Genomic DNA, 21,584 nt, shown 5'->3' on the forward strand with positions numbered 1-21,584 from the left:
GTGCCGCCCACGCGAAGTCCCCGGGTTTTCGTCTCCTACGCCGATGACTCCGGTGACCACACCGAAACCGTCCGGCTGTTCGCCGGGCGGCTGCGCGCCTCCGGCATCGATGCGCGGCTGGACCAGTGGGAGCGGGATCGGCGGCGGGACTGGCTCGACTGGACCATGGACCAGCTCGAGCACGGCGACTTCGTGCTCGCGATCGGCTCGCCCCGGTACAAACAGCTGGCCACCTCGGGCGGCGAATCTCCCGGCTACGACCGGTTCCAGCTCGTCATGCTGCGCGAACACCTGGCCCAGGACCGCGCGCAGTGGCTGGCCAAGATCCTCCCCGTCGTCCTGCCCGGGTGCTCCGCCGACGACCTGCCCGCGTTCCTCCAGCCCTACTCCGCCACCCGGTACGCGATCCCCGAGCAGTTCGACGAGTTGCTGCGGGTGCTGACCGGACAACCCCGCCGCGTCCAGCCGGAGCTGGGGCCGCTCGCCGATCGGCCGGACGGGCTGTCCCTGCTGAGCGCGGACCTGAGCCGGGTGCTCGTCGACGCCTCGGAGAGCCTCGCGGGCGCGGTCGGCGACCTGTGGCGGGGTGAGTCGCGGCGGCTCGGGCTCGACGACCCGCGTCCGCTGGTCACCCGGTGGCGCGCCGACAGCCGCGAGTTCGAGCGGATCGGGCCGTTCTTCCGCGATGACGTGCCGTCCCGGCGGCTGCTCCTGCTCGGGCCGCCGGGGTCCGGCAAGAGCGTGTCGGCGATCCGCCTGGTGACCGATCTGCTGGCCGGGTGGGCCCGGGGCGCGCCGGTGCCGGTGCTGGTCCCCGTCACCGGCTGGCACCCGGGCGAGCTGCACCCGTTCGACTGGCTCGCCCGCCGGCTGGCCCGCGACCACCGGCTCAGCGGGACCGTGCGCTGGGTCGACGGGCGACGGCTGACACTGGCGTCCGCGCTGCTCGAGGTGGGCCTGGTGCTGCCCGTCCTCGACGGCCTGGAGACCATCGCCGAAGACCTGCGGCCCGAGGCGATCGCGGCGCTCAACCGGCTGGGGTCGTCGGTTCCGCTGGTCGTCACCTGCGGCCTCGCCGAATACCGCGCCCTGGACGCGGCGGGCGTCGGGCTGACGCGCGCCACCCGGGCCGAACTCCGGCCGCTCGACCGGGACGACGTCGAGGACTACCTGGCCGAGACCGTCCCCCACGGCCGGTCCCGCTTGGCTCCGCTGTTCGCCCGCCTGCGCACCGAGCCCGCGCCGACGCCGCTCGTGGTGTGGCTGATCCGCGTGGTCCACCAGGACCCCGGCCGCGATCCCGGTGACCTGTGCGACCGGACGCGCTTCCCGGACCCGGACTCGATCGAGGCCCACCTGGTGCGGCACCTCGTCCCGGCGGTCTACCCGGACTACCCCGGGCACCGCCGCCACGGGGCCTTCGCCCGGGTGGACCACGGCACCGTGCGGCGCTGGCTGGCGCACCTCGCCGCGACCGGGACGGCGGACATCGCGTGGTGGCAGCTCGATCGTTCCCTCCCCTGGGTCGCCCCGGCCTGTCGCGTCGCGGCGGGCGCCACGCTCGGCTTCGGGCTGGTCAGCACGGCCGGTGTCCTCCCCGGGTCGGTGGCCGCCGCCGTGGTCGGGCTGGCCGCCGGCCACTCGCGGTACCTCGCGTACTTCAACGTCACCGATCTCGAAACCCCGCACCGGTTCGACAACTCGACGTCGAAGGTCCGCGCCGAATTGCGCGACTTCGCGAAACTGCTGGGGACTGCGCTGCTGTTCGTCGTCGGCGTGCTCGCGCTGCTGGTCGCCGGCCGGAGCGTCGCGACCGGACTCGTGCACACCGTGCGCGCGGCACTGGTGGTGACGGCTTCGGCGCTCGGCGGCGGGTTCCTGGCCTGGTGGTTCGGCCGCAAGCTGTGGCACCGGCAGCGCCGCGGCCGCGGCGACGGCCTGGTGGTGCTCGCCGATCTCGACCGCCCGACGAGTCCGGGCGCCACCCTCCGCGCCGACCGGAACGTGCTCCTGGCCGGCACCGGGACCATGCTGGCGATCGCGGTGATCTTCGCGGTGCTCGGCCTCGGCTACGCGGTCCGGATCGCGCTCGGTTACGCCGCCGCCTGGATGTTGCTCAGCGCGTACGCCAGGTTCACCACGGCCCGGCTCGTGCTCGCCGCGCGCGGCAAGCTCCCGTGGCGCCTGTTCGGGTTCCTGGACGACGCCCGCGACCGCGGCGTGCTCCGCCAGTACGGCGCGGTCCACCAGTTCCGCCACCGGCACCTGCAACGGCACTTGGGCGGCCCGGGATAGCGCTGAGGGACACGATCGGACAGGTCAGAAGGAGCACTGGATGGCCATGTCGTCGAAGCGCACGAAGGTCTTGGTGCCGTTGCCGTTGCCGTAGATGACCTGGAGGTAGATGTCGCCGGTGAACCCGCGCAGGTCGAGGCCGGTGATGAAGGCCTGGCGGTAGCCGCCGCCGGGGAACCAGGGGTAGGTCTCGGCGATGATGCGCCAGCCGTCGGGGTTCCAGATCTGGAGTCCGACCTGGGCGCCGGCCGGGGTGAGAGGGTTGAACCAGACGCCGACGGCGCAGTTGCCGCGGTTCCAGTTGGAGATGTTGACCGGGATGCGGTTGGCGGCCCAGCCGTTGCCGACGTAAAGCCAGCCGTCGTTGGCGCCGGAGCGGGCGACCCCGCCGTTGAGGTCGTAGCCGGCGACACCGTCCCCGGAACCGCCGCCCTGCCAGCGGGTCCAGGGGGTGGCCCCCTCGACGCTGTCCCACACTTGCACGATGCTCGCCTGCGCGGGCGTTGCGGTGGTCATCGAGACCGCCGACAGGAGCGCGGTGGCCAGGGCCAAAGCCTTTGCGGATCTTTTGACAAATCCGTATTTCACGGTGTTCGCCTTTCGCATCGAATGTCGCCGGGCGCCGGGGTGATTCGCGGATCCCGATTTCCTTTCCGGTAATCGATGCTGGCACAGGAAGTGCGGGCCGATAAGCGTCCGATCTTGCCCACTCGACCGTGGGTAAGATTGCCCATGCCTACTATTGTCGTGAGACCGGTGCCGTAGCCGCACAGCGTCCATCCAGGGTAGTGCGGTCGCCCCGGTGAAACCGTAGACTCGGCTTGGTGGGGGCGATCGCCGCGTCGGGCACGGGTGCCGGGCCGCGCGTGCTCGCGGACATTGTGGGAGCGCAGGTCGCGTGGTGGAATCTCGGTTTCGCGGTCCGGCGAGCCGTGGTGCGGGAAGCCCGCCGGGGAAAGCGGTTTCCCGAGCCGGACGTGTGGGACGTGTCCGCCGGCTGGGCACGGCAGTGGCTGGCGGCGCCGTGGTGGTGGCGGCTGGTTCGCAGTGTCGGCGCAACGGTCCTCGTCATCGTCGGCCTGACCGGGTTCGCCGCGGTGCTGGGTGAGGTGGACGGGATCACCGCACTGAGCGGTGCGGTGGCCGGGTGCCTGCCGTCGGCCGCCGGGTGGTCCTGGCGGCAGGCGCGCATCGCCAGGCTCCTCGCCGCACCGGACCTCGAGCTGCCGCTCGGTCCGCCGCCCGCGCGGAGCTTGGCCGTTCGCACGGTCCTGGTCCTGCTCGCGGCCGGTGCGGCGGTGAGCGCGACGATCATCGCCATCGCGAACGATCGGTCCGCCCGGTACGACTGCCCCCGGTTCGCCGTCGATGCGCCCGTACACGACTGGTGGCTGCACCGGGGCGGGCGCGTCGGGGTCGGCTGCCCGGCCGCCGACACCCGCTCGGCCGAAGCGGGCGTGCGCTACACGCCGTGGACTCCGGTCGTCGGCAACCGATTCGGGTGGAGTGAAGTGGTGTACGCCTTCCCGCCGGAGGAGCCGATCACCATGGCCGTACCGATCTTCAACGCCTGGATCGCCGCCGGCGGCCCGTCCGGCGTGCTCGGCCGGCCCACCGACGGCAACGTGGACGACACGACCATCGCCTACGTGAACTTCCATGGCGGCACCATCGTCCTGGCCGCCGACGGCGACCCGAAGGTCCACGTGGGACAGCAGTACTCCCGCCGGGCCCGCGACCTCGCCGGGCCCTGTGCGGCGCGCGATCGCCCGTGCATCACCATGGCTTACGCCGACGCCGACGGAATCCACGTCGGCTGGCAGTACGGTGCCGCGGACGCGTTCAACGTCACCTGGCAGCCGGCCGACGGAACGCCGTGGTCGGAACGGCACCGTGAGGTGGCCGGCTTCGAGGTCACCTTGCCCGACGTCCGGCCGGCGACGACGTACCTGGTCTCGATCCAGGCCTGTGAAAAGCACTTCTTGAGCCGGTCCGCCTGCACCTGGCCGCCCGACGAAGTTGCCGTCCGGGTCGGGTAGATGCCGACCGAACCCAGGCATCCGGCCCCCATGCTGCTGGTGCTCGGCCTGCGCTGGCTGGCGTTCGACTGGATGCTGGTGGTGGCGTTCGCCGGCGGCCAGATCCAGCGGCCGGTCGAGGCCGGCGTCGCCCTGATCGCCACCGGATGCTGGACGGCCTGGCTGACGATGGCCGCGGTGCGGCGGATGCGGCTCGTGCTCGCCGCCGATCTGGCCACGGCCGTGGCGTTGATCGTGGGGTACGGCCGGGTGTATCCGGCGCAGGCGGTGCTGACCGACCACCCGTCGTTCATGGGTGCGTATCCGGCCGCGGCGGTCGCGGCGTGGGGCGTCGTCCGGGGGATTCCGGGTGGCCTGGTCGCCGGAGCGGTGGTCGGGCTGAGCCTGCCGTTCGCTTACGCGGCCAATGAGGTCGCGTTCGCGCGGCTGTCGTTCCTGCAGCTGTTGACCGTGGTCGGCTGGGGCCTGTCGTACGTGCTGCTGGGTGGCGCGGTGGGCGTGGCCGCCGGTCAGCTCGACCACCTGCGCGAGCAGGCCATCCGGCACGGCGAGCGGACGGCGCGGCTGGCCGAACGGGAGCGCCTCGCCGCGCGGATCCACGACGACGTCCTGCAGAACCTGGGCCGGCTCCGGGCCCGGATCGGGGAACTGTCGGCCGCGCCGGCGCTGGCCGCCGTGGCCGAGGGGATCGCCCGGCAGGAGGCGGCGCTGCGCGGTCTGGCGCGCTCCGATCCCGACCCGGTTCCGGCCGGTGTCGTGTCGCTGCGCGAGGAGTTGGCCGAGCTCGCCGGACGGCGCGACGAGATCCCGGTCCGTCTGGTGGCGAGCGGCCCGGTCCGGTTGCCGGAGGCCGTGGCGGCCGACGTCGTCGCCGCGGTTGCGGAACTGCTGAGCAACGTCGTCAAACACGCACGGGCGCACCGGGTTTGGCTCACCGTGTTGCAGGATCGCAGCGATGTCACGGTGAGCGTCCGGGACGACGGCGTGGGGTTCGAGCCGGGCCGCGACACGAACGGGATCGGCCTGCGGCTGTCGGTCCGGGCTCGGGTGGAACGCCTCGGCGGGCAGGTCCGCATCCGCAGCCGCACCGGCCAGGGCACCGAAGTGGAACTGCGCATCCCCCGAGGGAGAGGTGAGCATGCCGGGAAACCCGGTCCGGTTGCTGGTCGTCGAGGATCACCCGATCACCCGTGACGGTGTCCGAACCGCACTCGAGCGCGATGGCCGGGTGACGGTCGTGGGTGAGGCCGCGGACGCGCCGGCCGCCTGCCGGCTGGCCGACCGGCTCCACCCCGACGTCGCGCTGGTCGATCTGCGGCTGGGCCCCGGGGCGGGCAGCGGCGTCGACGTCATCGGCTACCTGCGCGTCCACTGGCCCGATATCCGGATTCTCGTGCTTTCCCAAGGAGAACCCGCGGAGTTCCTGGCCGCGGTCCGCGCCGGGGCCCACGGCTGCGTCAGCAAGGCGACCACCGCCGCGGAGCTGACCGCGGCGGTGGCGGCCGTGCTCACCGGCCCGGTCCTGCCCGCCGACCTCGCCGCGCACCTGATCGGCGAACTGCACGAATCGTCCCGCCCGCTCACCACCCGGGAGCGGGATGTGCTGCGCTGCCTGGCCAAGGGCTACGACAACCGCGAGATCGCCGAGGAGCTGCAGATCGCCGTCCGCACGGTCAACCGCCACCTGGAGAACATCCGCGCCAAGCTCGGCCACCACCGCCGTTCCGTGCTCATCCGCGTCGCCCGCAACCACCACCCCTGACGCGTCAGGTGCCGATCACCTGGGCGTGGGCCAGCTCCGCGTAGGCCTCGTCGAGCTTCGCGACAGCCTGCTGGCGGAACACGGCTCCGCCACCGGTCCAGTCGTTCAGCGCGAGCTGGATGTACCCGACGCCGGCGGAGATGTCCTGTGCGGCGGCCTGCAGCCACGGCTCCGGCTGTGGCTTGACGGTACCGAGCTCGTCGATGAAGCCGACCCGCGCCGGGAACGGCCGGGCGCCCGGACTCGCTTGGGCGGCCTGGGTGAACTCGTCGAACGCCGCGGCCCGCAACTGGGCCCGCCGCACCGGGTCGGGGGTGCGTCCCGCACTGCTGAGCTCACCCAGCCCGAGCGCGATCCGCCGGCCCACGACCTCTTGCGGGTCGGGCAGCCAGTCGACCGCCAGGCCACACTGCGGGCAGCCGAGCTCCCAGTTCCAGTCGAGGTGCACCGGAACGCAGATCACCTGCCCCCGCCACTTGAAGCACCACGGCCCCTCGGAGCCGGCGGAGGCCGGTGCCGCCACGGCGACCGTGGCCAGCGCAGCCGCACTCAGCGCGATCAGTCCTCTGCGGATCCAGCTCATCTTGTTGCGTCTCATGGGTTCTCATGGTTCTGCCCGGTGACAGCGTCCGCAAGCGACCGGATTTTCCCATGCGCACATGGGTATTCTTACCCATTTCACCCCGGCTGCTCGACCGCCGGCACCTGACTCCCGTCCCGCAGTACTAGCGCCAGCGCATCAGGTAGGTAGGGCCGCTGTCGTCGTGGCGCGCATCGCGTTCGTCGAAACGCCATTGCGCGAACATCGTTCGCGCAATGGCGGGCGGTGTGGTGCGGCGAGCCTCCAGCAGCGATTCGAGCTCATTGAAGCGCGCGGGTTCACACGCCCCCGCATCCCATGCTTTCACGTGGAGACGCCAGGCTTCCTGTTCGAGGGCGAGACTCTCGTCGTCGATCGGCCAGACGGAGAACTCGTCACCGTCCTCGAAGAAGTTGTTCAGCCTGAGGAAGTAGTGCGGAACGCCGGAGATGTCGGCGACACCGGCTTGCGGGCCGTCGTAGCGCTCGTTTTCCACGTGAACGTGTTCGAAGCCGATGGAGATCAGCTGCTCCCGCGTGGTGTAGCCGCGGTCTTCCAACGGAACGATCGGGACGGGGTACTCGGTGAACCAGCCATCGGCACGGAAACCGAGCTGGCGGTACGCCGGCTCGCTCTCGGCGGACGCTCGCAGCGCCACCGTGTCGTATCCGGCGGCGCGAGCACTGTCCACCGCGGCCGAGGTCATGACGCCACCGAATCCCCGGCGCCGGAAAGCGGCCAAGGTGGAGATGTTGTAGATACCGGCGACCCCGGCGTGCAGGAAAACCTCGCCTGCGCTGACCGGCGCGCCGTGGTGGTAACCGAGTAGATAGTGCGCCGGGCAGTCCTCGGCGAGGGCTGACGAGGCCACACGATCGTAGAACTCGGCAACGGCGACGGCGGGCGGATTCCGGTTGGCGGCCAGGATCCGGGCGTAGTCGGCGAGTTCCTCGGGGGTACGGACCCGGCGGATTTCCAGATCCGGGAGCCGGTCCGCAACGGGGATGTCCGCGGCGGGGGCCCACATCGCAGCTTCCCTTCGCCCGGCCGTCAATTCGACGGAGCCGAACGGCAAATCCGCGGAATTCGGACCGGCCGACCAGGAGAAGGCACGGCCGGTCAAACGCAGCTTGAACACCGTGCGGTAGAGGCGGTCCTTCACCTCATCCGGCGCGAACCGAGCGTTCGCGACGATGTTGAAGGTGTCGGCACCGGTACTGGCATCGCCTTCGATACCGCTGTCGGCGATCACCAGATCGTCGGTTTCCGTGACAGTCATGCCCTCGGTATGGCGATGCAGATGACAGGCGTGTTCGACGACGTTCGCCTCGATGCGCTCCGTGAGCCCGGCGTACATGGGCTCACCGTACGGTCGTGGTCGGCCCCGGACCACTCAATTTGCCGACGGGCAGGACGCACCCCCGAGCCGCCGGCGGAGGGTGTCGAGTGCGGTGTCGAGGTCGGGTGCGGACTGTTCGAGTACGAAATCCGCGTCCAGCATCAGCAGGTTGAGGGCGAGCGCGGCCGGTGACTCGGCGGTGGCGTGCACGCGGCACCGATGCTCGTCCACCACCTCGACGGGGACGGCCGCCGGCACTCTGGCGATGATCTCGGCGGCGGGTGCGCCGACCAGGGCGACGGCGCGATGGCGGGCGAATGCGGAGTCGATGCCGTGCAGCACATCGGTGGCGGACGGGGCCTCACGCGGGGTGAACGTCGCGCCCTCCGGGCGTTTCACGGTCATCCGGTCGAGGCGGAACTGCCGCCAGTCGCCGCGGTCGGGGTCGAAAGCGACGAGGTACCACCGCCGCCCCACCTGGACGACGCGGTGCGGCTCCACCTCGCGGCGGGTCGCCTCGCCTTCGCGGGTCAGGTAGCCGAAGCGGACGCGGCGGTGGTCGCGGCAGGCGGCGGTGAGGAAGACCAGCAGGTCGGGGGCGACGCCGCCGGGGGCTGGGGCTGTCTGCGTGTAGTCGCGCATGGCCGCGACCCGTCCCCGCAGCCGGCCTGGCAGCACCTGTTCGAGTTTCACCAGTGCGGTCCCGGCAGCCTCGCCGAGGTCGGTGGTGCCGGCGCCGGTGGCCATCCGCAACGCGATGACGATGGCCACGGCCTCGTCGTCGTCGAGCTGCAGCGGGGGCAGCGCGGTTCCGGGGCGCAGCCGGTAGCCACCGGCCACCCCGGGGGCCGCTTCGACGGGGTAGCCGAGGTCACGCAGCTTCCGGATGTCGTAGCGCACCGTGCGGGGACTCGTGCCGAGCCGGTCGACCAGCTCCGCGCCGGTCCACGACGAGCGCGTCTGCAGTAGGGTCAGCAACGCCAGCAGGCGGGCAGCCGGGTTCGACATGTCTCCATGATGCGGTGGATCGCGGCAAGGATCTTGCCGCAATACCGGGCATCCTCCACCTCATGAACACGACCACCACGCCCAGCCCCAAGACCGTTCTCGTCACCGGCGCTACCGGCACGATCGGCCGCCACCTGGTCGGCGAACTGCTTGCCGCCGGGCACCGGGTGAGGGCCCTGACCCGCACCCCCGAGAAGGCCGGCCTGCCCGGGAAGGCGGAGCTGGTCGCCGGCGACCTGACCACGGCGCCGCCGGAGGGATTGTTCGACGGTGTCGACAGCGCGTTCGTCTTCCCGGTGGCGGGGGTGGCCGGATTCGTCAAGGCGGCCGCGGCCGCGGGCGTCGCGCACCTGGTGCTGCTCTCCTCGCTCGCCGCGGCGCTGGAACACGAGCGTGACCGCGGGTCGGCCAGCCAGGTGCACCACTCCGCGATCGAGGACGCCGTCCGCGACAGCGGCGCGAGCTGGACGATCCTGCGGCCCGGCACTTTCGCCGGCAACCTGCTGTCGTGGGCCCGGCCCATCCGCTACACCGGCGGAGTGACCGGCCCCTACCCGGCCTCCGCGCAGGCCCCGATCCACGAGGCCGACATCGCCGCCGTCGCCGCGGTAGCGCTGACCGAACCGGGACACGCCGGCCGGCACTACCCCATGACCGGCCCGCAGGCGCTGAGCCGGGTCGAGCAGCTCGACACGATCGGCACCGCCATCGGCCGGGAGCTGAGGTTCACCGAGAACACGCCGGACGAGTTCCGCGCCGAAATGCGTTCCTACGGCGTCGGCGAGGACATCATCTCGATGCTCCTCGACTACTGGTCGGACGCGGTCGAAACGCCCGACGTGGTGCGGCCGACCGTGGAGCAGGTGACCGGACGACCGGCCCGCACCCTCGCGGAGTGGGCGCGCGACCACGCGGCAGCCTTCGGCGCGTGAACTCTCCGGGTCAGTCCCAGTAGTTGAAGAGAACCTCGCCCAGATCGGCCGGGGTCAGCACCCGGAACGCCGGGAACTCCGCCAGGACGGCGACCAGTTCCGGAGCTTCCACGAACGTCAGCGGTCCCCAGGTGGTCGCCGTCCCGTCGATCGCGCGCGGCTCGGCGACCGCCACGACCTGCTCGGTCCGGTCGCGGGTGCTCACGATCGACCGGCGGTGGGTGCCGTAGTCGAGGACGCCTTGGTGGAAGTTCGGCGTGACACCGTCGGCGATCCGGAACCGATTTTCCGGCTCGCGACGTTCGCGGCTACTGCCTCGCGAGCACCCAGGGCATGAACTTCTCCGCCACCGCCCGGCTGAACGGCCGCACCAGTTCCTGCAGTTCGGCACACGCGGGTTCGCCGATGTGCGCATACGGCGCCACGCTGTTCTCGTCGGTCGCCTTCTCGAGTTCCGCCCGGCGCGCCGCACCCGTGGGCGTGAACGTCGGCTCGGCATCGTCGGTGAGCCAATCCCGCTCACGGAGGCCGTCGACGGCGCGGCTCCAGTCCTCTTCGGACCACGACCGGGAAGTACGCAGGGTTTCCGCCGGGACAGCACCGGAAGCAGCGTGGGTGACGAGCGCTTCGACGCCGCTCAGGCCCGCCGTCAGCAGGGCCGCGATGTGGGCGTCGCCGCGGTACTCGCGGAGCAGGGTCTGCGCGTGCCACAGGACCAGGTGCGGCTCGGTGGGCCACGGCAGGGCCGCGTGGGCGGCGTAGAGCGGGCGGCCGACGACGTCGTCGGCGACGGCCTCGGCGGCCTCGCGCAGCAGAGTGGCCGCCCGGTGCATCTCCGGAGAGCCGATCGCGTCGCCCAAGGCGCCACGCAGCGCCCGGTCCGCGGCGGCGTAGCGCGCGGCCAGGACGGCATCCGGCTCGGTGACGGCCCGGGCGGCGGAGATCGACTCCCGGACGAGGACGGGGTTGAAGTTGTAGAAGGTGGCGACCACGACCGGGGCCGGGACCGCACCCAGCGCCGCCGACCTCGACGCGAAGTAGCCCGCGCGGCCGGTCAGGCCGAGCTCCTGGTACGCCGCGGCGGCTTCCGGGGCGAAGTAGATCATGCCGTGGTAGGGCTCGATGAGTCGCCAGGTCCGGCGCGCCGCTTCGATCACGCGGCCAACATACCAGCCAGTCGGTACGGCGTGGGGCGTTCCGACCCGCCCGGCCGCGCGACCTACTCGGCCGTGCGGCCCACCTCGCTATGCGGCCCCGGCTCGCGGTGCAGCTCACCAGCCGTGCGACCCATCCCGCCGCCCGACCCACCCGGCCATGCGGCTCACGTCGCCTTGCGGCCCACCGGGCGTGCGACTCATCCCGCCGCGGCCCACGCGGCCGAGCTGCCCACCCGGCCATGCGACTCAACTCGCCATTCCGCCCAGCCGACTCTCTGGCCCCGCCATGCAGCCCACCTGGCAGCGCGACCCGTCCCTCCGTGCCGCGCATCCCGCCGCGCCGCCCACCTGGCCGCGCGGCGTACCAGCCGCGCGGCCCACCAGCCCTGCAACCCAGCCCGCCACGCAACCCACCCCGCCACGCCGCCCACCCAGCCGTGCCCGGCAGCCGGGCCGCGCTAGCATCCCGGCGGCGGCCGCGCCGATCGGGAGGCGAACATGGCGGACGAACGCGGCGTCGAAGCCGTCGAGCAGTGGTTTCGGCGGCGGGGCTTGCCCGCCGTCGTACGGGGGCGGCCCGCGCAGCTTCTGGTGCGCGTCGGGCCCGCCGTCGTGTTCGTCGCGGCCTGGCGGGTGCTCGCCGCCGTGCTGTCCGCTGTGGACGGCCGGACCGATGCGGACTTCGACCGGCTCATGGAAAACGACCTCTACGCCCTCGGCTACACCGGCCTGCTGCTGAGCCTGGTCGTCTTCCCGGCCCTCGGCTCGTGGCTCACCGCGCGGTGGGTGCGGCGCAAGCTGGTCGACCGCGGCGGAACCGTGCCCGCGGCGGTCATGGCGGCGGTGTTCGTGGTCGTCGTGCCCGTGGTCGACTGGATCGTCGACGGCGACTCGATGCCGCTCGGCTTCGGCACCCAGCTGGTGATCCTGGTCGGGCTGTTCGCGGCCGCCTTCGTCGGGGTCGGCTCGATCGTCGGCTGGGCACTGCGGGCCGCCTACCGGCAGACGCGGCTGCTCGGCGAGCTGACCAGCCGGGCGCTGCCGCTCCTGCTGCTGTTCACCGTCTTCGGGTTCTTCACCACCGAGATCTGGCAGGTCGGCGCCGCCCTGCCGCGGCAGCGGATGTGGCTGGTCGTCGGGCTGCTCGCCGTGGTCGCGGTGGTCTTTCTGCTCGCGGCGCTCAAGGACGAGGTCACCCGGCTGACCCAGTCGCGCACCGCGCCCGTCGGCCTCGACAAGCTGCGCGAAACGCCGCTGGCCGCCTTCCTCGCGGACGACGTCCCCGAACGGCTCCCGCTCACCAAGCTGGAACGGGCGAACATGATCCTCGTCCTGGTCCTGACCCAGGTGCTGCAGACGTTCGTGCTCGCCACCCTCGTGTTCGTCTTCTTCGTGATCTTCGGGATCGTCGCGGTGCAGCACGCGGTGATCAAGGCGTGGATCGGCCGCGACCCCGCCGGCGGCACGCTGTTCGGCATCCAGCTGCCGATCCCGCAGGAGCTGCTGCAGGTCTCGCTGTTCATCGCCGCGTTCTCCGGCCTGTACTTCGCCGCCTCGACGGTGACCGACGCCAAGTACCGCAACGCCTTCTTCGACCCGCTCGCCGACCACCTGGCGGTCAGCCTCGTCGCGCGCGACCTCTACCTCGGGCGGCTCCTCAAGCGGTAGCTCCCGGACCCGACGACCACGACGGTGGCCTTCTTCGCCACGTCGTACGTCACGCTCGAAACACCCGGGGCCCACCGCACCGGCTTGCCCGACTCGGTGACGCTGCCTCCGGGGATCACCACTTCGGCGGTGGTGCCGGCGGGCACGGTGACGTCCATCGTCAGCCCGTCACCGGTGACGCTCCAGGCGTTCGACAGCCGCCCGTAGACGGTGTCGATGGCGCCTTCGGCGTGGGTGAGCCCGCCGCCGAGGTGCGGCTCGATGACGCTCCGGCGGTAGCCGGCCTCCTTGATCCGGATGCCGCCGATGTACTGGTGCATCCAGTCGGCGACCGCCCCGTAGGCGTAGTGGTTGAACGAGTTCATGTCCACCGGCCCGAACGTGCCGTCGGGCTGGATCGAGTTCCAGCGTTCCCACACGGTGGTCGCGCCCTTGCCGATCTCGTACCCCCACGACGGGTAGTCCTTTTTGGACAGCAACGTGTAGGCGAGGTCGTCGCGGCCGATGTTCGTCAGGGCCGGCATCAGCCACGGCGTCCCGATGAACCCGGTCTTGAGGTGGTTGTCGCTCTGGGCGAGCTTTGCCACGTACTTCGCCCCCGCCTTGGCCTTCAGCGCCGGATCGGTGACGAGGTCCATGCCGAGCGCCAGGGCGTACCCGGTCTGCGAATTGCCCAGCACCGTCCCGTCCGCCGCCACATAGGCGCGGGTGAACGCGGCACGAACGTCGTTGTCCAGTTCGGTGTACTCGGCCGCTTCGGCGGTCCGGCCCACCGCGGCCGCCATCTCCGCCATCATCCGGACGTCCTGCGCCCAGATCGCGGTGCCGAGCACGCCCTGGTCCGACGGGTCGTCGAGGTTGAGCCAGTCGTTGGTGAAGAACGTCAGCCGCCCGGTCTCCAGGTTGTCCGGCCCGGCACTCGCGCGGGCGTAGGCGAAGAAGCGGCTCATCGCGTCGTAGTTGTCGCGCAGCACCTGAGCGTCGCCATAGGCGTGCCACAGGGCGTACGGCACGGTGATCAGCGCATCCTCCCAGCCGACACCGCTTTCGTCGAACGCACCGTTCGTCGACGGGACGACGGCCGGGATCGACCCGCCGCTCTTCTGCTCGTCACGGACGTCGGTCAGCCACTTCCCGAGGAAGGCCCGGGTGTCGCTGAGGTAGCTCGCCGTCGGCGCGAAGATGTTGATGTCACCGGTCCAGCCCAGCCGCTCGTCGCGGGCCGGGGTGTCGGTCGGAATCGAGAGGAAGTTGCCCCGCGCGCCCCAGGAAACGTTGCTGAGCAACTGGTTCAGCATGCCGTCGGACGTCCCCAGCGTGCCGGTGCGGCGCAGGTCCGAACCCCACACGACGCCCTGCACGTCCGCGGCGGCCGGCGGCGTGGCGAGGCCGGTGACCTCGAGGTAGCGGAAACCGTGCTGGGTGAAGGTCGGCTGGTAGGTGATCGTGCCGTCCTTCGCGAACCGGTAGTGGTCCGTAGCGGTCGCCGCCCGCAGGTTCGCCACGTACATCGTGCCGTCCGGGTTGAGCACCTCGGCGTGCCGGAGCTTGGCCGTCTCCCCCGCCTTGCCGGTGAGCTTCACCCGGGCGACGCCGACCATGTTCTGGCCGAGGTCGTACACGGTCACCCCCGGCGCCGGGTGGCTGACCGCTTTCGTGGCGAGGACCTGGGTTTCCCGCACCGGTTCGTCCGGCTGCGGCGACAGCTTCGCCGTGTCCGAGGGTCGCGTGACGACCGGCGCCCACGCCGAGTCGTCGAACCCGGCGGCTGCCCAGCCGGGCTGTTCGAGCCGGGCGTCGTAGGTCTCGCCGAGCTGGTTGTCGGTCGCCGCGAACGGGCCGGTGCTCCACTTCCAGCCCGGTGCCGTGTCGACCCACTGCACGCCGCCGTCGGCGTAGGTGATCTTCAACCGGGCGACGAGCGCCAGGTCGGTCCCGTACTGGCCCTTGCCGGCGAGCCCGATCTTCCCGGCCCACCAGCCGTCGCCGAGCGCGGCCCCGAACCCGTTCGCGCCCGCCCGGACCAGCTCGGTGACGTCGTAGGTCTGGGACTGGATCCGCTTGGCGTACTCGGTGTAGCCCGGCGCGAGGTACTGGTCGCCGACCTTGCGGCCGTTGAGCGTGAGCTGGTAGACGCCGTGCGCCGACGCGTACACGCGGGCCTGGGCCACGCGCTTGCCGGGCGTGGTCGAGAACGACGTCCGCAGCAGCGGTGCGAAGGCGTCGCGGCCGGCGAACAGGGCGTCGGTGCCGCCCGCGACCGTCAGTGCTCCGTTGTCGATGCTGCCGCCGGTGAACGGGTTGGGCACGGCGAATTCGGGGTTCGCCAGCACGGTGCCGTCCGGTTTGGTGACGGCGAACTTCGTGACGGTGGCCGATTCCGTGTCGTAGGTGCGCAGGCCGGCCCGCCCGCTCGGGAATCCGGTGGCTGTACGGGTATCGACGAGGACACCGTCCAAAGTGGTCCGGATGGTGGTGCCGTCAACGGTGTAGGCCACGGTGTGCGTCCCGGCCAGCAGGCCGGCCCGGGTGAACCCGAACGGCCGCAGGTCCACTTCGGCCAGCACCGAGTAGCCGCCGTTGACGCGCAGGTGCGGACGCAGCAGCGGCACGGACGTCGCGGAGTCGCCGACGTTGAGCTGCCACATGTAGGCGTTGTCGACATCCCGGGCACGGAGAAAGGTGCCGAAGGCCAGGTTGTTCAGCCGGAAGTCCTCGGTGACGGTGTAGTCGGTCCACTGGTCGTACGACGGCGCCGGTTTGCCGATCCAGGCCGCGGAGCCCCAGTCGGCCGCGGTGAGCAGCCCGGTCTCGAACCACGCGGGCCCGCTCCAGCGACTGGGCGCACCCTGGTCGTCCCAGCTGCGGACGCGCCAGAAGTACCGGACGCCGGAGGCGAGGTCCGGCCCGCCGTAGGCGACGTCGACCTGCTGCGCCGACTCGACCCGGCCGGAGCGCCAGACATCGGCGGCTCCCGGCGTCCGGCCGACCTCGAGCTCGTAGGCGGTTTGGGTGACGGCCCGACGCGGCGAGGAGATCTGCCAGCCGAAGACGGGGTCCGCTCCGGGAATCCCGAGCGGGTTGGTCCGGCCGTTCGTGGTGAGCCCGTCGGGGGTGGCCGCGGTCGCCGCGGTGGCTTCGGTGCCGGGCAGCAGACCGAGCACCATGAGGACGATGGCCAGCAGACTTTCGGCCGTACGAGGGGCTTTCTTGCGGCGCTGCCGTCCGGCCACATCGACTCCCGGAGACTTGAAACGATTCAATCGAGCGGAACTCCGGTGAGAGTAGGTGACCGCGGTCACGGTCGTCAACCGTCGGCGCTCACCACGTGACGGGCAGCTGCCGCACGCCGTGGACGGTGCTGTCGCCCCGCATCGGGACTTCCCCGGCGTGAACCGCCAAGCGGAGCGAAGGGAACCGGCGGAACAGGGTCTGGAACGCGACGCGCAGTTCCGCCCGGCCGAGGTGGCGGCCGGGGCACTGGTGGACGCCGTACCCGAAGGCCAGGTGGCCGGTGGCCGGGCGGGCAAGGTCGAAGGCGTCCGGGTCGGCGAACCGCGCCGGGTCGCGGTTCGCGGCCGGCAGGGACACCGTCACCGTGTCGCCCGCCGCGACCAGCCGGCCGGCCATCTCCACATCGGACAGTGCGGTCCGGGTGGTGCCGAACTGGGCAATCGTCAAGTACCGCAGCAGTTCCTCGACGACTGCGGCGAGCGCGGCCGGCCCGGCGAGCACCGCGGACGGCCGGCCGAGGTGGGTCACCAGGGCGAACGTGCCCAGTGCCACCATGCTCGCCGGGGTGTCGTGACCGGCCGCGAGCAACGAGAAACCCACGCCCGCCACCTCCGGGTCCGAAAGTCCGGTGCCGGCGACGAGGTGCCCCAGCACGTCGTCGGACGGCCGCGCGCGCTTGGCCGCGACGAGTTCGTGCAGGTACCCGTAGATGCCGGTGAACGACTCGGCGATCTGCTCGGCGGTGCCCTGCTGGCGGAACAGCAGGGCCGAATCGTGGCCGACCTGCTCCCGGTCGGCATCGGGGACACCGACCACTTCGCACAGCACCCGCAACGCGAAGGGCACGGCGAAATCCTCCAGCAGGTCGGCGGGCGGGCCGGCGTCGCGCATCCGGTTCACGAGCTCGTCGGCGATGTCCCGGATCCGCGGCACGCGCAGCCGGGCCTGCCGCGCCGAGAAGAAGGGCGCCAGCAGCCGACGGTAACGGCGGTGCTCCTCGGCGTGCAGGCCGCCGAACATCCCGGGCAGCGCCGGGGGCGGCGGCTCACGCGGGACCAGCGGCCGCGGGATCACCGCGCGCCGCAGCTCCTGGGCCGCGCTGAACCGCGGGTCGGCCAGGATCGCGCAGGCCAGGGCGTGGCTGGTGACCAGCCAGCCGAGGTGACCGCCGGGGTAGCTCATCCGGCTCAGCGGCTCCTCCTGCCGCAGCTGCGCCAGCCGGGCGGGTGGAGCGAACGGGCCGTGGTCGCGGCGGGTCGGCAGGGGCTCGGCGGGGCGGCTCACCCCGCCTCCCGCAGCCGGATCGCCGCCCGGCCGCGCGGGCCGGGGACCACCAGGTTGCCGGAGGTCACCACCATGAACTTCTCCAGCCCAGCGACGATCACACTGACGACCGCGACGCCGTTGTCCGCGCGGAACAGCTCCCGCACCCACGGCCGGTAGCCGCGTCCGGTGAGGATGCCGGCGAGCCGCGTGAGGTGCTGTTCCGGGCCGCCGGGCGCCGCGGTGTCGACGAAGCGGACCGAGTGCGCCCGCGTCAGCGCTTCGCCGAAATCCATCACGCCGCAGGCGAAGAACGGCGGATACTCGCGCAGGTGCTCCGGCAGCGGCGGTTCGGGGACGCCGAAAGCCTCGTCCGTCGCGACGCACTGCAGGATTTCGTTGAGCGCCCTCGTGACGGCGTGCCGGCGCGACAGCGAGGCACCGCAGCCGAACCGGTGCGCCGGCACGCCCGCTTCGGGAGCCGAGTAGGCCATGACGCTCGGCACGCCGAGGTCGGTGGTCATCTCGATCAGGGTGAAGGGCTTGCCCACTCGGTCCTCGGCGTAGCCGGCGAGTTCGGCGAGCTCCTCCGGCAGCGAGTCCCGGGCGATCACCGCGGGGGCCGGCGAGCCGGGCGCGAGGAACGTCCGCAGCAGAAGCAACGACCAGGCGTCGCGCTCGATCGCCTCGTTCAGCGCGTGGACCACGGCCTCCGCCTCGCTCGAACCGGCCGCGCAGCCGCTGTTGGTCGCGTAGCGCTCGACGACCGCGTAGTCGTAGCCGTCGCCGAGCTCCTCCCGCAACTCCTCGTGGTCGTCCAGCAGGTAGTCGGGGCAGCTCAGGTACACGGGCACCGAGGTGGTCCGCGCGCCCGCGAGGTCACGGTAGGTGCGGCACGCCAGCAGGTCGTCGGCGGTGTCGGCGAGGACCGCCACCCCCGGATCGCCGCGCAGCGCACCACCGGCCACCTCGTGCGAGGAGCGCAGCTCGACCGTTTCCGGGAGCACGAACCGCGGACCGCTGACGTGGTGCTCCAGCGACTCGAACACCGCGCCCGCTCGGGCCGAGTCCCCGGGCCCCTTGCCGAAGCCGTTGGCCAGGTGACGGCCATCGGCGCTCAGCGCGCACTTCCACGCACCGGGCGCGCCGCCGAGATCGGTCAGCTCGGCAGCCCAGCCCCGGTTCCGGATGGCCCGTAGGCCGTGGTCGATCGCCGCGTCGAGCGCCAGCCCGCGCTCGCCCGCCTGCGGCAGCTCACGAACTTTTCCCATGCTCACACACCCCTTGGCTGACAACGAATCGGAAGGAGCCGGGCGCTGTGTCACGGGCTCCGTCCGCTACACAGCGCCCGGCGGCCGGACTACTCGCCGGCGGTCACCAGGACCTCCGCCTCGACGTCGAGGCTCGGCGCGTTGAGCACCATCTCCTCGATGACCGCCTGCTCGCGGGCGGTCGCGTCTTCCTGGGAGTAGTAGAAGTTGTAGATGATGAAGTCACCCATCGCCGGATTCCTTTCGCTCTAGCCGGTTTTCAGTTGTCCGCCACCATCAGCCAGTAGGTGCCCAGGATCTGCGGGCACCGCCAGTGATCCCACTGATAGGTGTTCCACCCGTCGAAGCCGGCCCAGTAGCAGTCGTCGTAGGTGGCGTAGATGTTCTGCAGCCGCCACTCCAGATCCTGCTGCGCGGCCGGCGCCTCGACCGGTCTGCCGGCCGTCGCGGCCGAGGCCGGCGTCGCCAGCCCGGCCCCCAGTGCGAGCGTCAGCGCGCAGAACGCGACGCCCACCGCTCTCCTTGCCTTGTGCATCGGATTTCCCTCCCTTGCAACCCCGCTGCGGCGCTCAGTTGCCGCAGCGGCTGACCCATTTACTGGAGGCGATGTTGTTGAACAGGCTCTCCCAGTAGCCGCGCTTGCCCGGTCCCCAGCTGAAGATCCACTGGCCGGAGCTCAACGGGAACCACGTGTCGCCGCGGCCGATGCACGCCCACGCCCCGGCGTAGCCCGCTCCCCAGTAGAGGTTGACCTTGTCGTAGGTCTGCTGGAAGCCGTTGTTGACCACGGCGTTGACGTTGTTCGTGCAGTCACCCCAGCTCGGCGCGTCCAGGCTCCACCGGCAATGGGTGCCCGGCTCGGTGTAGGCGTAGACGTACCCGTCCGCGTCCGAGGCCGTCGGCGGAGCGGCCGCCGCGCCCGCCGGCAGGGCGGTGGCGAAGGAGAGCGCCACCACCAGAGTCAGCAGGCCGGTAATACGATTCCTCCACACGATCGATCCCTTCTCTTTCGGTTCCGGTTTCTCAACCCTGTGAGTTCGCCCGCACGGCACGAGCGCGCGGCAGGCCGGCGAGCTGCAGCCGGAGTTTCGTTTCCAGTTCCGTCCGGTATTGCGCGCGGACGCCGTCCTGGCACGTCCGGTCCAGTTCGCGGGCAGTGGCGGCCAGCCCGGTGCGCGCCGCGCAGGTGGCCTCCGCGACGGCGGTGCGGATCTCCCCGTCCCCCGGCGTCCGGCCGGCGGCCTCCCGCGCCGCCGCCGGCGACTCGTACGGGAAACCCGCCTCCCGCATGCACCCGCTCCACCGGGTGACGCCCGCGGTGAACGCCGGATCCGCCACGACCTCGCCCTGCCACAGGCCGGGCAGGAGCTCGGTGACCTTGTCCACCCGGTACCACGTCGCGAGGTCTCCGTAGAGCTCCTGCCACGCCCGCGAGGTACAGCCGTTGTCGTACCTCGCCAGCCGCCCGCCGACCGGCAGGACCGCCTCGACCCGGCCGGGACCAGTCCCGTTGAGCGCGGCCAGCGCCGCTTTCCGGCGGTCGGCGGGCAGGCCGGCGAAGTACGCCTTGTTCGGGTCCGCCGCCGCTTCGGCATCGGCGATGCGCCGCAGATCGGTGCCGTAGCCGTGCTCGCTCGCCCAGCCGACGTCGTCGACCACGTACGGGAACGGCTCCGGCTGCGGCCGCCGGTCGGAGGGCGTGACCTGAATCCGGAAACCGTGCCGCGCCATGCAGTCACGGACGAGCACCTGCTCCGCGTCGTACAGCAGCGCTTCTTCGGATCCGGTCAGCGGGCGAAGCCCGGGTTCGCCCGCGCACCCGGCGGCGAGCAGCAGGCACCCGGCGGCGAGCACCGCCGTCCCGATGGCCCGCTTCAGCACGAATAGCCGTTCAAGGTCACCGTCTGGTCGTCGGTGATCTTGTACCAGCCTGGGTCGTACCAGGTGATCCAGCCGTTGGTCGTCGCCTGGCAGCCGGTCTCGACGAAGAAGTAGTCGACATCGATCCCGTCGTTCCAGCGGCCGCCCTTCTTCGTCCCCGGCGCAACCCAGGCGTAGTCGAAGCCCGAGTCGTCGTCGGCCCACGCCACGTACACGGCGTGGTTGGTCCGGTTGTCGAGCGCGCCGCAGACCAGCCCCAGGAAGCACCCTCCCGGCGCCTGAGCCGCGGCCGTGTCCGGCCCGGCGGCGTTGGCGGTGGCGGTGGTCGATCCCGCCAGCACCAGCGCCGCGGTCGTGACGAGCACCTTGCCCACGAACGTCATGTCTCCCCCTCGGTGCGCTTCCCTTGCGACCTCCAGCCCTACCGGCGCGGGGTTGTTCACGGTCGGGGGTCCGCGCTCAAGAAAGAACCGGTGAAGATTGACGAACGCCTGACCAGGCAAGACGCTTCCGCCCGTGGGTAGCAGGGTTCGCCGGAGCCCACCTGGGCCGGGTCGGGCCCGGCTGGGTCAGACTGGGCCAGGCTTGGGCCGGGCCGGGCCGGCTGGGTCGGGCCGGCTGGGTCGGGCCAGGCTGGGTCGGGCCGCGCCGGATCAGGCCGCGCCGGGCTGGCTCAGACTGGGCCAGGCCTCGCCAAGCCGGGCCGGATCACGCCGAGCCGGCCCAGTCGGGGCTGGGCCGGATCAGGCCGACCGCACCAGCCGATCCACCCCGGGCCGCGTCGCGTCACGCCGGGCTTCGCCGGGTCAGGCCGGGCCGGGCCGGGCCGCGCCGGGCTGGCTCAGACTGGGCCAGGCCTCGCCAAGCCAGGCCGGACCACTCCGAGCCAAGCCGGGCCGCGCCAAGCCAGGCCGGACCACTCCGAGCCAAGCCGGGCCGCGCCAAGCCGGGCCGGACCAGGTCGAGCCGGACCGCGCCGGGTCAGGCCGCGCCGGGCTGGCTCAGACTGGGCCAGGCCTCGCCAAGCCGGGCCGGACCACTCCGAGCCAAGCCGGGCCGCGCCAAGCCGGGCCGCGCCAAGCCGGGCCGGACCAGGTCGAGCCGGACCGCGCCGGGTCAGGCCGCGCCGGGCTGGCTCAGACTGGGCCAGGCCTC

Annotated in this window: 20 protein-coding genes; 6 read left to right on the forward strand and 14 right to left on the reverse strand. The window is 71.9% G+C overall.

What is annotated here, in order from left to right; all coding sequences use genetic code 11:
* Window positions 1-2,295 (forward strand): SEFIR domain-containing protein, encoded by a 2,295-nt coding sequence (locus ACWDN5_RS22790; RefSeq protein WP_449677699.1) that lies wholly within the window; start codon window positions 1-3, stop codon window positions 2,293-2,295.
* Between the two features lie 24 nt (window positions 2,296-2,319).
* Here ACWDN5_RS22790 and ACWDN5_RS22795 read toward each other — a convergent pair whose 3' ends face one another.
* Entirely contained in the window at window positions 2,320-2,883 is a 564-nt protein-coding gene (locus tag ACWDN5_RS22795) for a hypothetical protein (protein ID WP_449677700.1), read from the reverse strand.
* Between the two features lie 236 nt (window positions 2,884-3,119).
* On the opposite strand from ACWDN5_RS22795, the gene ACWDN5_RS22800 reads away from it, so the two are divergent.
* Genes ACWDN5_RS22800 through ACWDN5_RS22810 form a run of 3 tightly spaced genes read left to right on the forward strand, consistent with a single transcriptional unit; the run spans window position 3,120 to window position 6,096 of the window.
* Window positions 3,120-4,334, forward strand: a complete 1,215-nt coding sequence (locus ACWDN5_RS22800) for a hypothetical protein (protein WP_449677701.1) — start codon at window positions 3,120-3,122, stop codon at window positions 4,332-4,334.
* A complete protein-coding gene (locus tag ACWDN5_RS22805) occupies window positions 4,335-5,528 on the forward strand; it encodes a sensor histidine kinase (protein WP_449677702.1) in 1,194 nt (397 codons plus the stop codon).
* Window positions 5,473-6,096, forward strand: a complete 624-nt coding sequence (locus ACWDN5_RS22810; RefSeq protein WP_310977013.1) for a response regulator transcription factor — start codon at window positions 5,473-5,475, stop codon at window positions 6,094-6,096. The genes ACWDN5_RS22805 and ACWDN5_RS22810 overlap by 56 nt, the downstream gene beginning before the upstream one ends.
* Window positions 6,097-6,100: 4 nt before the next feature.
* On the opposite strand, the gene ACWDN5_RS22815 is transcribed toward ACWDN5_RS22810, so the two are convergent.
* The 3 genes from ACWDN5_RS22815 to ACWDN5_RS22825 form a co-directional block, all read right to left on the reverse strand.
* Window positions 6,101-6,694 (reverse strand): hypothetical protein, encoded by a 594-nt coding sequence (locus ACWDN5_RS22815; RefSeq protein WP_310977014.1) that lies wholly within the window; start codon window positions 6,692-6,694, stop codon window positions 6,101-6,103.
* A 127-nt stretch (window positions 6,695-6,821) separates the two neighbouring features.
* Window positions 6,822-8,033, reverse strand: a complete 1,212-nt coding sequence (locus ACWDN5_RS22820; protein ID WP_449677703.1) for a GNAT family N-acetyltransferase — start codon at window positions 8,031-8,033, stop codon at window positions 6,822-6,824.
* 36 nt (window positions 8,034-8,069) lie between these two features.
* A complete protein-coding gene (locus tag ACWDN5_RS22825) occupies window positions 8,070-9,023 on the reverse strand; it encodes a helix-turn-helix transcriptional regulator (RefSeq protein WP_449677704.1) in 954 nt (317 codons plus the stop codon).
* Between the two features lie 62 nt (window positions 9,024-9,085).
* Here ACWDN5_RS22825 and ACWDN5_RS22830 point away from each other — a divergent pair, with 62 nt between their 5' ends.
* On the forward strand, window positions 9,086-9,955 hold the full coding sequence (locus ACWDN5_RS22830) for an SDR family oxidoreductase (RefSeq protein ID WP_449677705.1): 870 nt from the start codon (window positions 9,086-9,088) through the stop codon (window positions 9,953-9,955).
* A gap of 10 nt (window positions 9,956-9,965) precedes the next feature.
* Here ACWDN5_RS22830 and ACWDN5_RS22835 read toward each other — a convergent pair whose 3' ends face one another.
* Together ACWDN5_RS22835 and ACWDN5_RS22840 are read right to left on the reverse strand one after the other, a co-directional pair.
* A complete protein-coding gene (locus ACWDN5_RS22835; protein ID WP_449677706.1) occupies window positions 9,966-10,160 on the reverse strand; it encodes a hypothetical protein in 195 nt (64 codons plus the stop codon).
* A 103-nt stretch (window positions 10,161-10,263) separates the two neighbouring features.
* Entirely contained in the window at window positions 10,264-11,112 is an 849-nt protein-coding gene (locus ACWDN5_RS22840) for an SCO6745 family protein (RefSeq protein WP_449677707.1), read from the reverse strand.
* 498 nt (window positions 11,113-11,610) lie between these two features.
* Here ACWDN5_RS22840 and ACWDN5_RS22845 point away from each other — a divergent pair, with 498 nt between their 5' ends.
* On the forward strand, window positions 11,611-12,780 hold the full coding sequence (locus tag ACWDN5_RS22845) for a hypothetical protein (RefSeq protein WP_449677708.1): 1,170 nt from the start codon (window positions 11,611-11,613) through the stop codon (window positions 12,778-12,780).
* Here the strand turns inward: ACWDN5_RS22845 and ACWDN5_RS22850 are convergent.
* The 8 genes from ACWDN5_RS22850 to ACWDN5_RS22885 form a co-directional block, all read right to left on the reverse strand.
* Complete coding sequence (locus ACWDN5_RS22850; protein ID WP_449677709.1) at window positions 12,753-16,013, reverse strand: family 78 glycoside hydrolase catalytic domain; 3,261 nt, start codon at window positions 16,011-16,013, stop codon at window positions 12,753-12,755. The genes ACWDN5_RS22845 and ACWDN5_RS22850 overlap by 28 nt on opposite strands.
* 88 nt (window positions 16,014-16,101) lie before the next feature.
* On the reverse strand, window positions 16,102-17,298 hold the full coding sequence (locus ACWDN5_RS22855) for a cytochrome P450 (RefSeq protein WP_449677710.1): 1,197 nt from the start codon (window positions 17,296-17,298) through the stop codon (window positions 16,102-16,104).
* A complete protein-coding gene (locus ACWDN5_RS22860; protein WP_449677711.1) occupies window positions 17,295-18,548 on the reverse strand; it encodes a YcaO-like family protein in 1,254 nt (417 codons plus the stop codon). Before ACWDN5_RS22860 ends, ACWDN5_RS22855 begins: the two co-directional genes overlap by 4 nt.
* 89 nt (window positions 18,549-18,637) lie before the next feature.
* Window positions 18,638-18,778 (reverse strand): hypothetical protein, encoded by a 141-nt coding sequence (locus ACWDN5_RS22865; RefSeq protein ID WP_310977024.1) that lies wholly within the window; start codon window positions 18,776-18,778, stop codon window positions 18,638-18,640.
* Window positions 18,779-18,807: 29 nt separating this feature from the next.
* The gene (locus tag ACWDN5_RS22870; protein ID WP_310977025.1) at window positions 18,808-19,083 is read right to left on the reverse strand and encodes a hypothetical protein; all 276 of its coding nucleotides are present in this window, start codon (window positions 19,081-19,083) and stop codon (window positions 18,808-18,810) included.
* A 34-nt stretch (window positions 19,084-19,117) separates the two neighbouring features.
* Window positions 19,118-19,540: a hypothetical protein gene (locus tag ACWDN5_RS22875; RefSeq protein WP_449677712.1), complete on the reverse strand. Its 423-nt coding sequence runs from the start codon at window positions 19,538-19,540 to the stop codon at window positions 19,118-19,120.
* Between the two features lie 31 nt (window positions 19,541-19,571).
* Complete coding sequence (locus ACWDN5_RS22880) at window positions 19,572-20,429, reverse strand: hypothetical protein (protein WP_449677713.1); 858 nt, start codon at window positions 20,427-20,429, stop codon at window positions 19,572-19,574.
* Window positions 20,423-20,812: a hypothetical protein gene (locus tag ACWDN5_RS22885; RefSeq protein WP_310977028.1), complete on the reverse strand. Its 390-nt coding sequence runs from the start codon at window positions 20,810-20,812 to the stop codon at window positions 20,423-20,425. Before ACWDN5_RS22885 ends, ACWDN5_RS22880 begins: the two co-directional genes overlap by 7 nt.
* Window positions 20,813-21,584 lie beyond the last annotated feature (772 nt).

It is taken from the genome of Amycolatopsis sp. NPDC003731, from assembly GCF_053586895.1.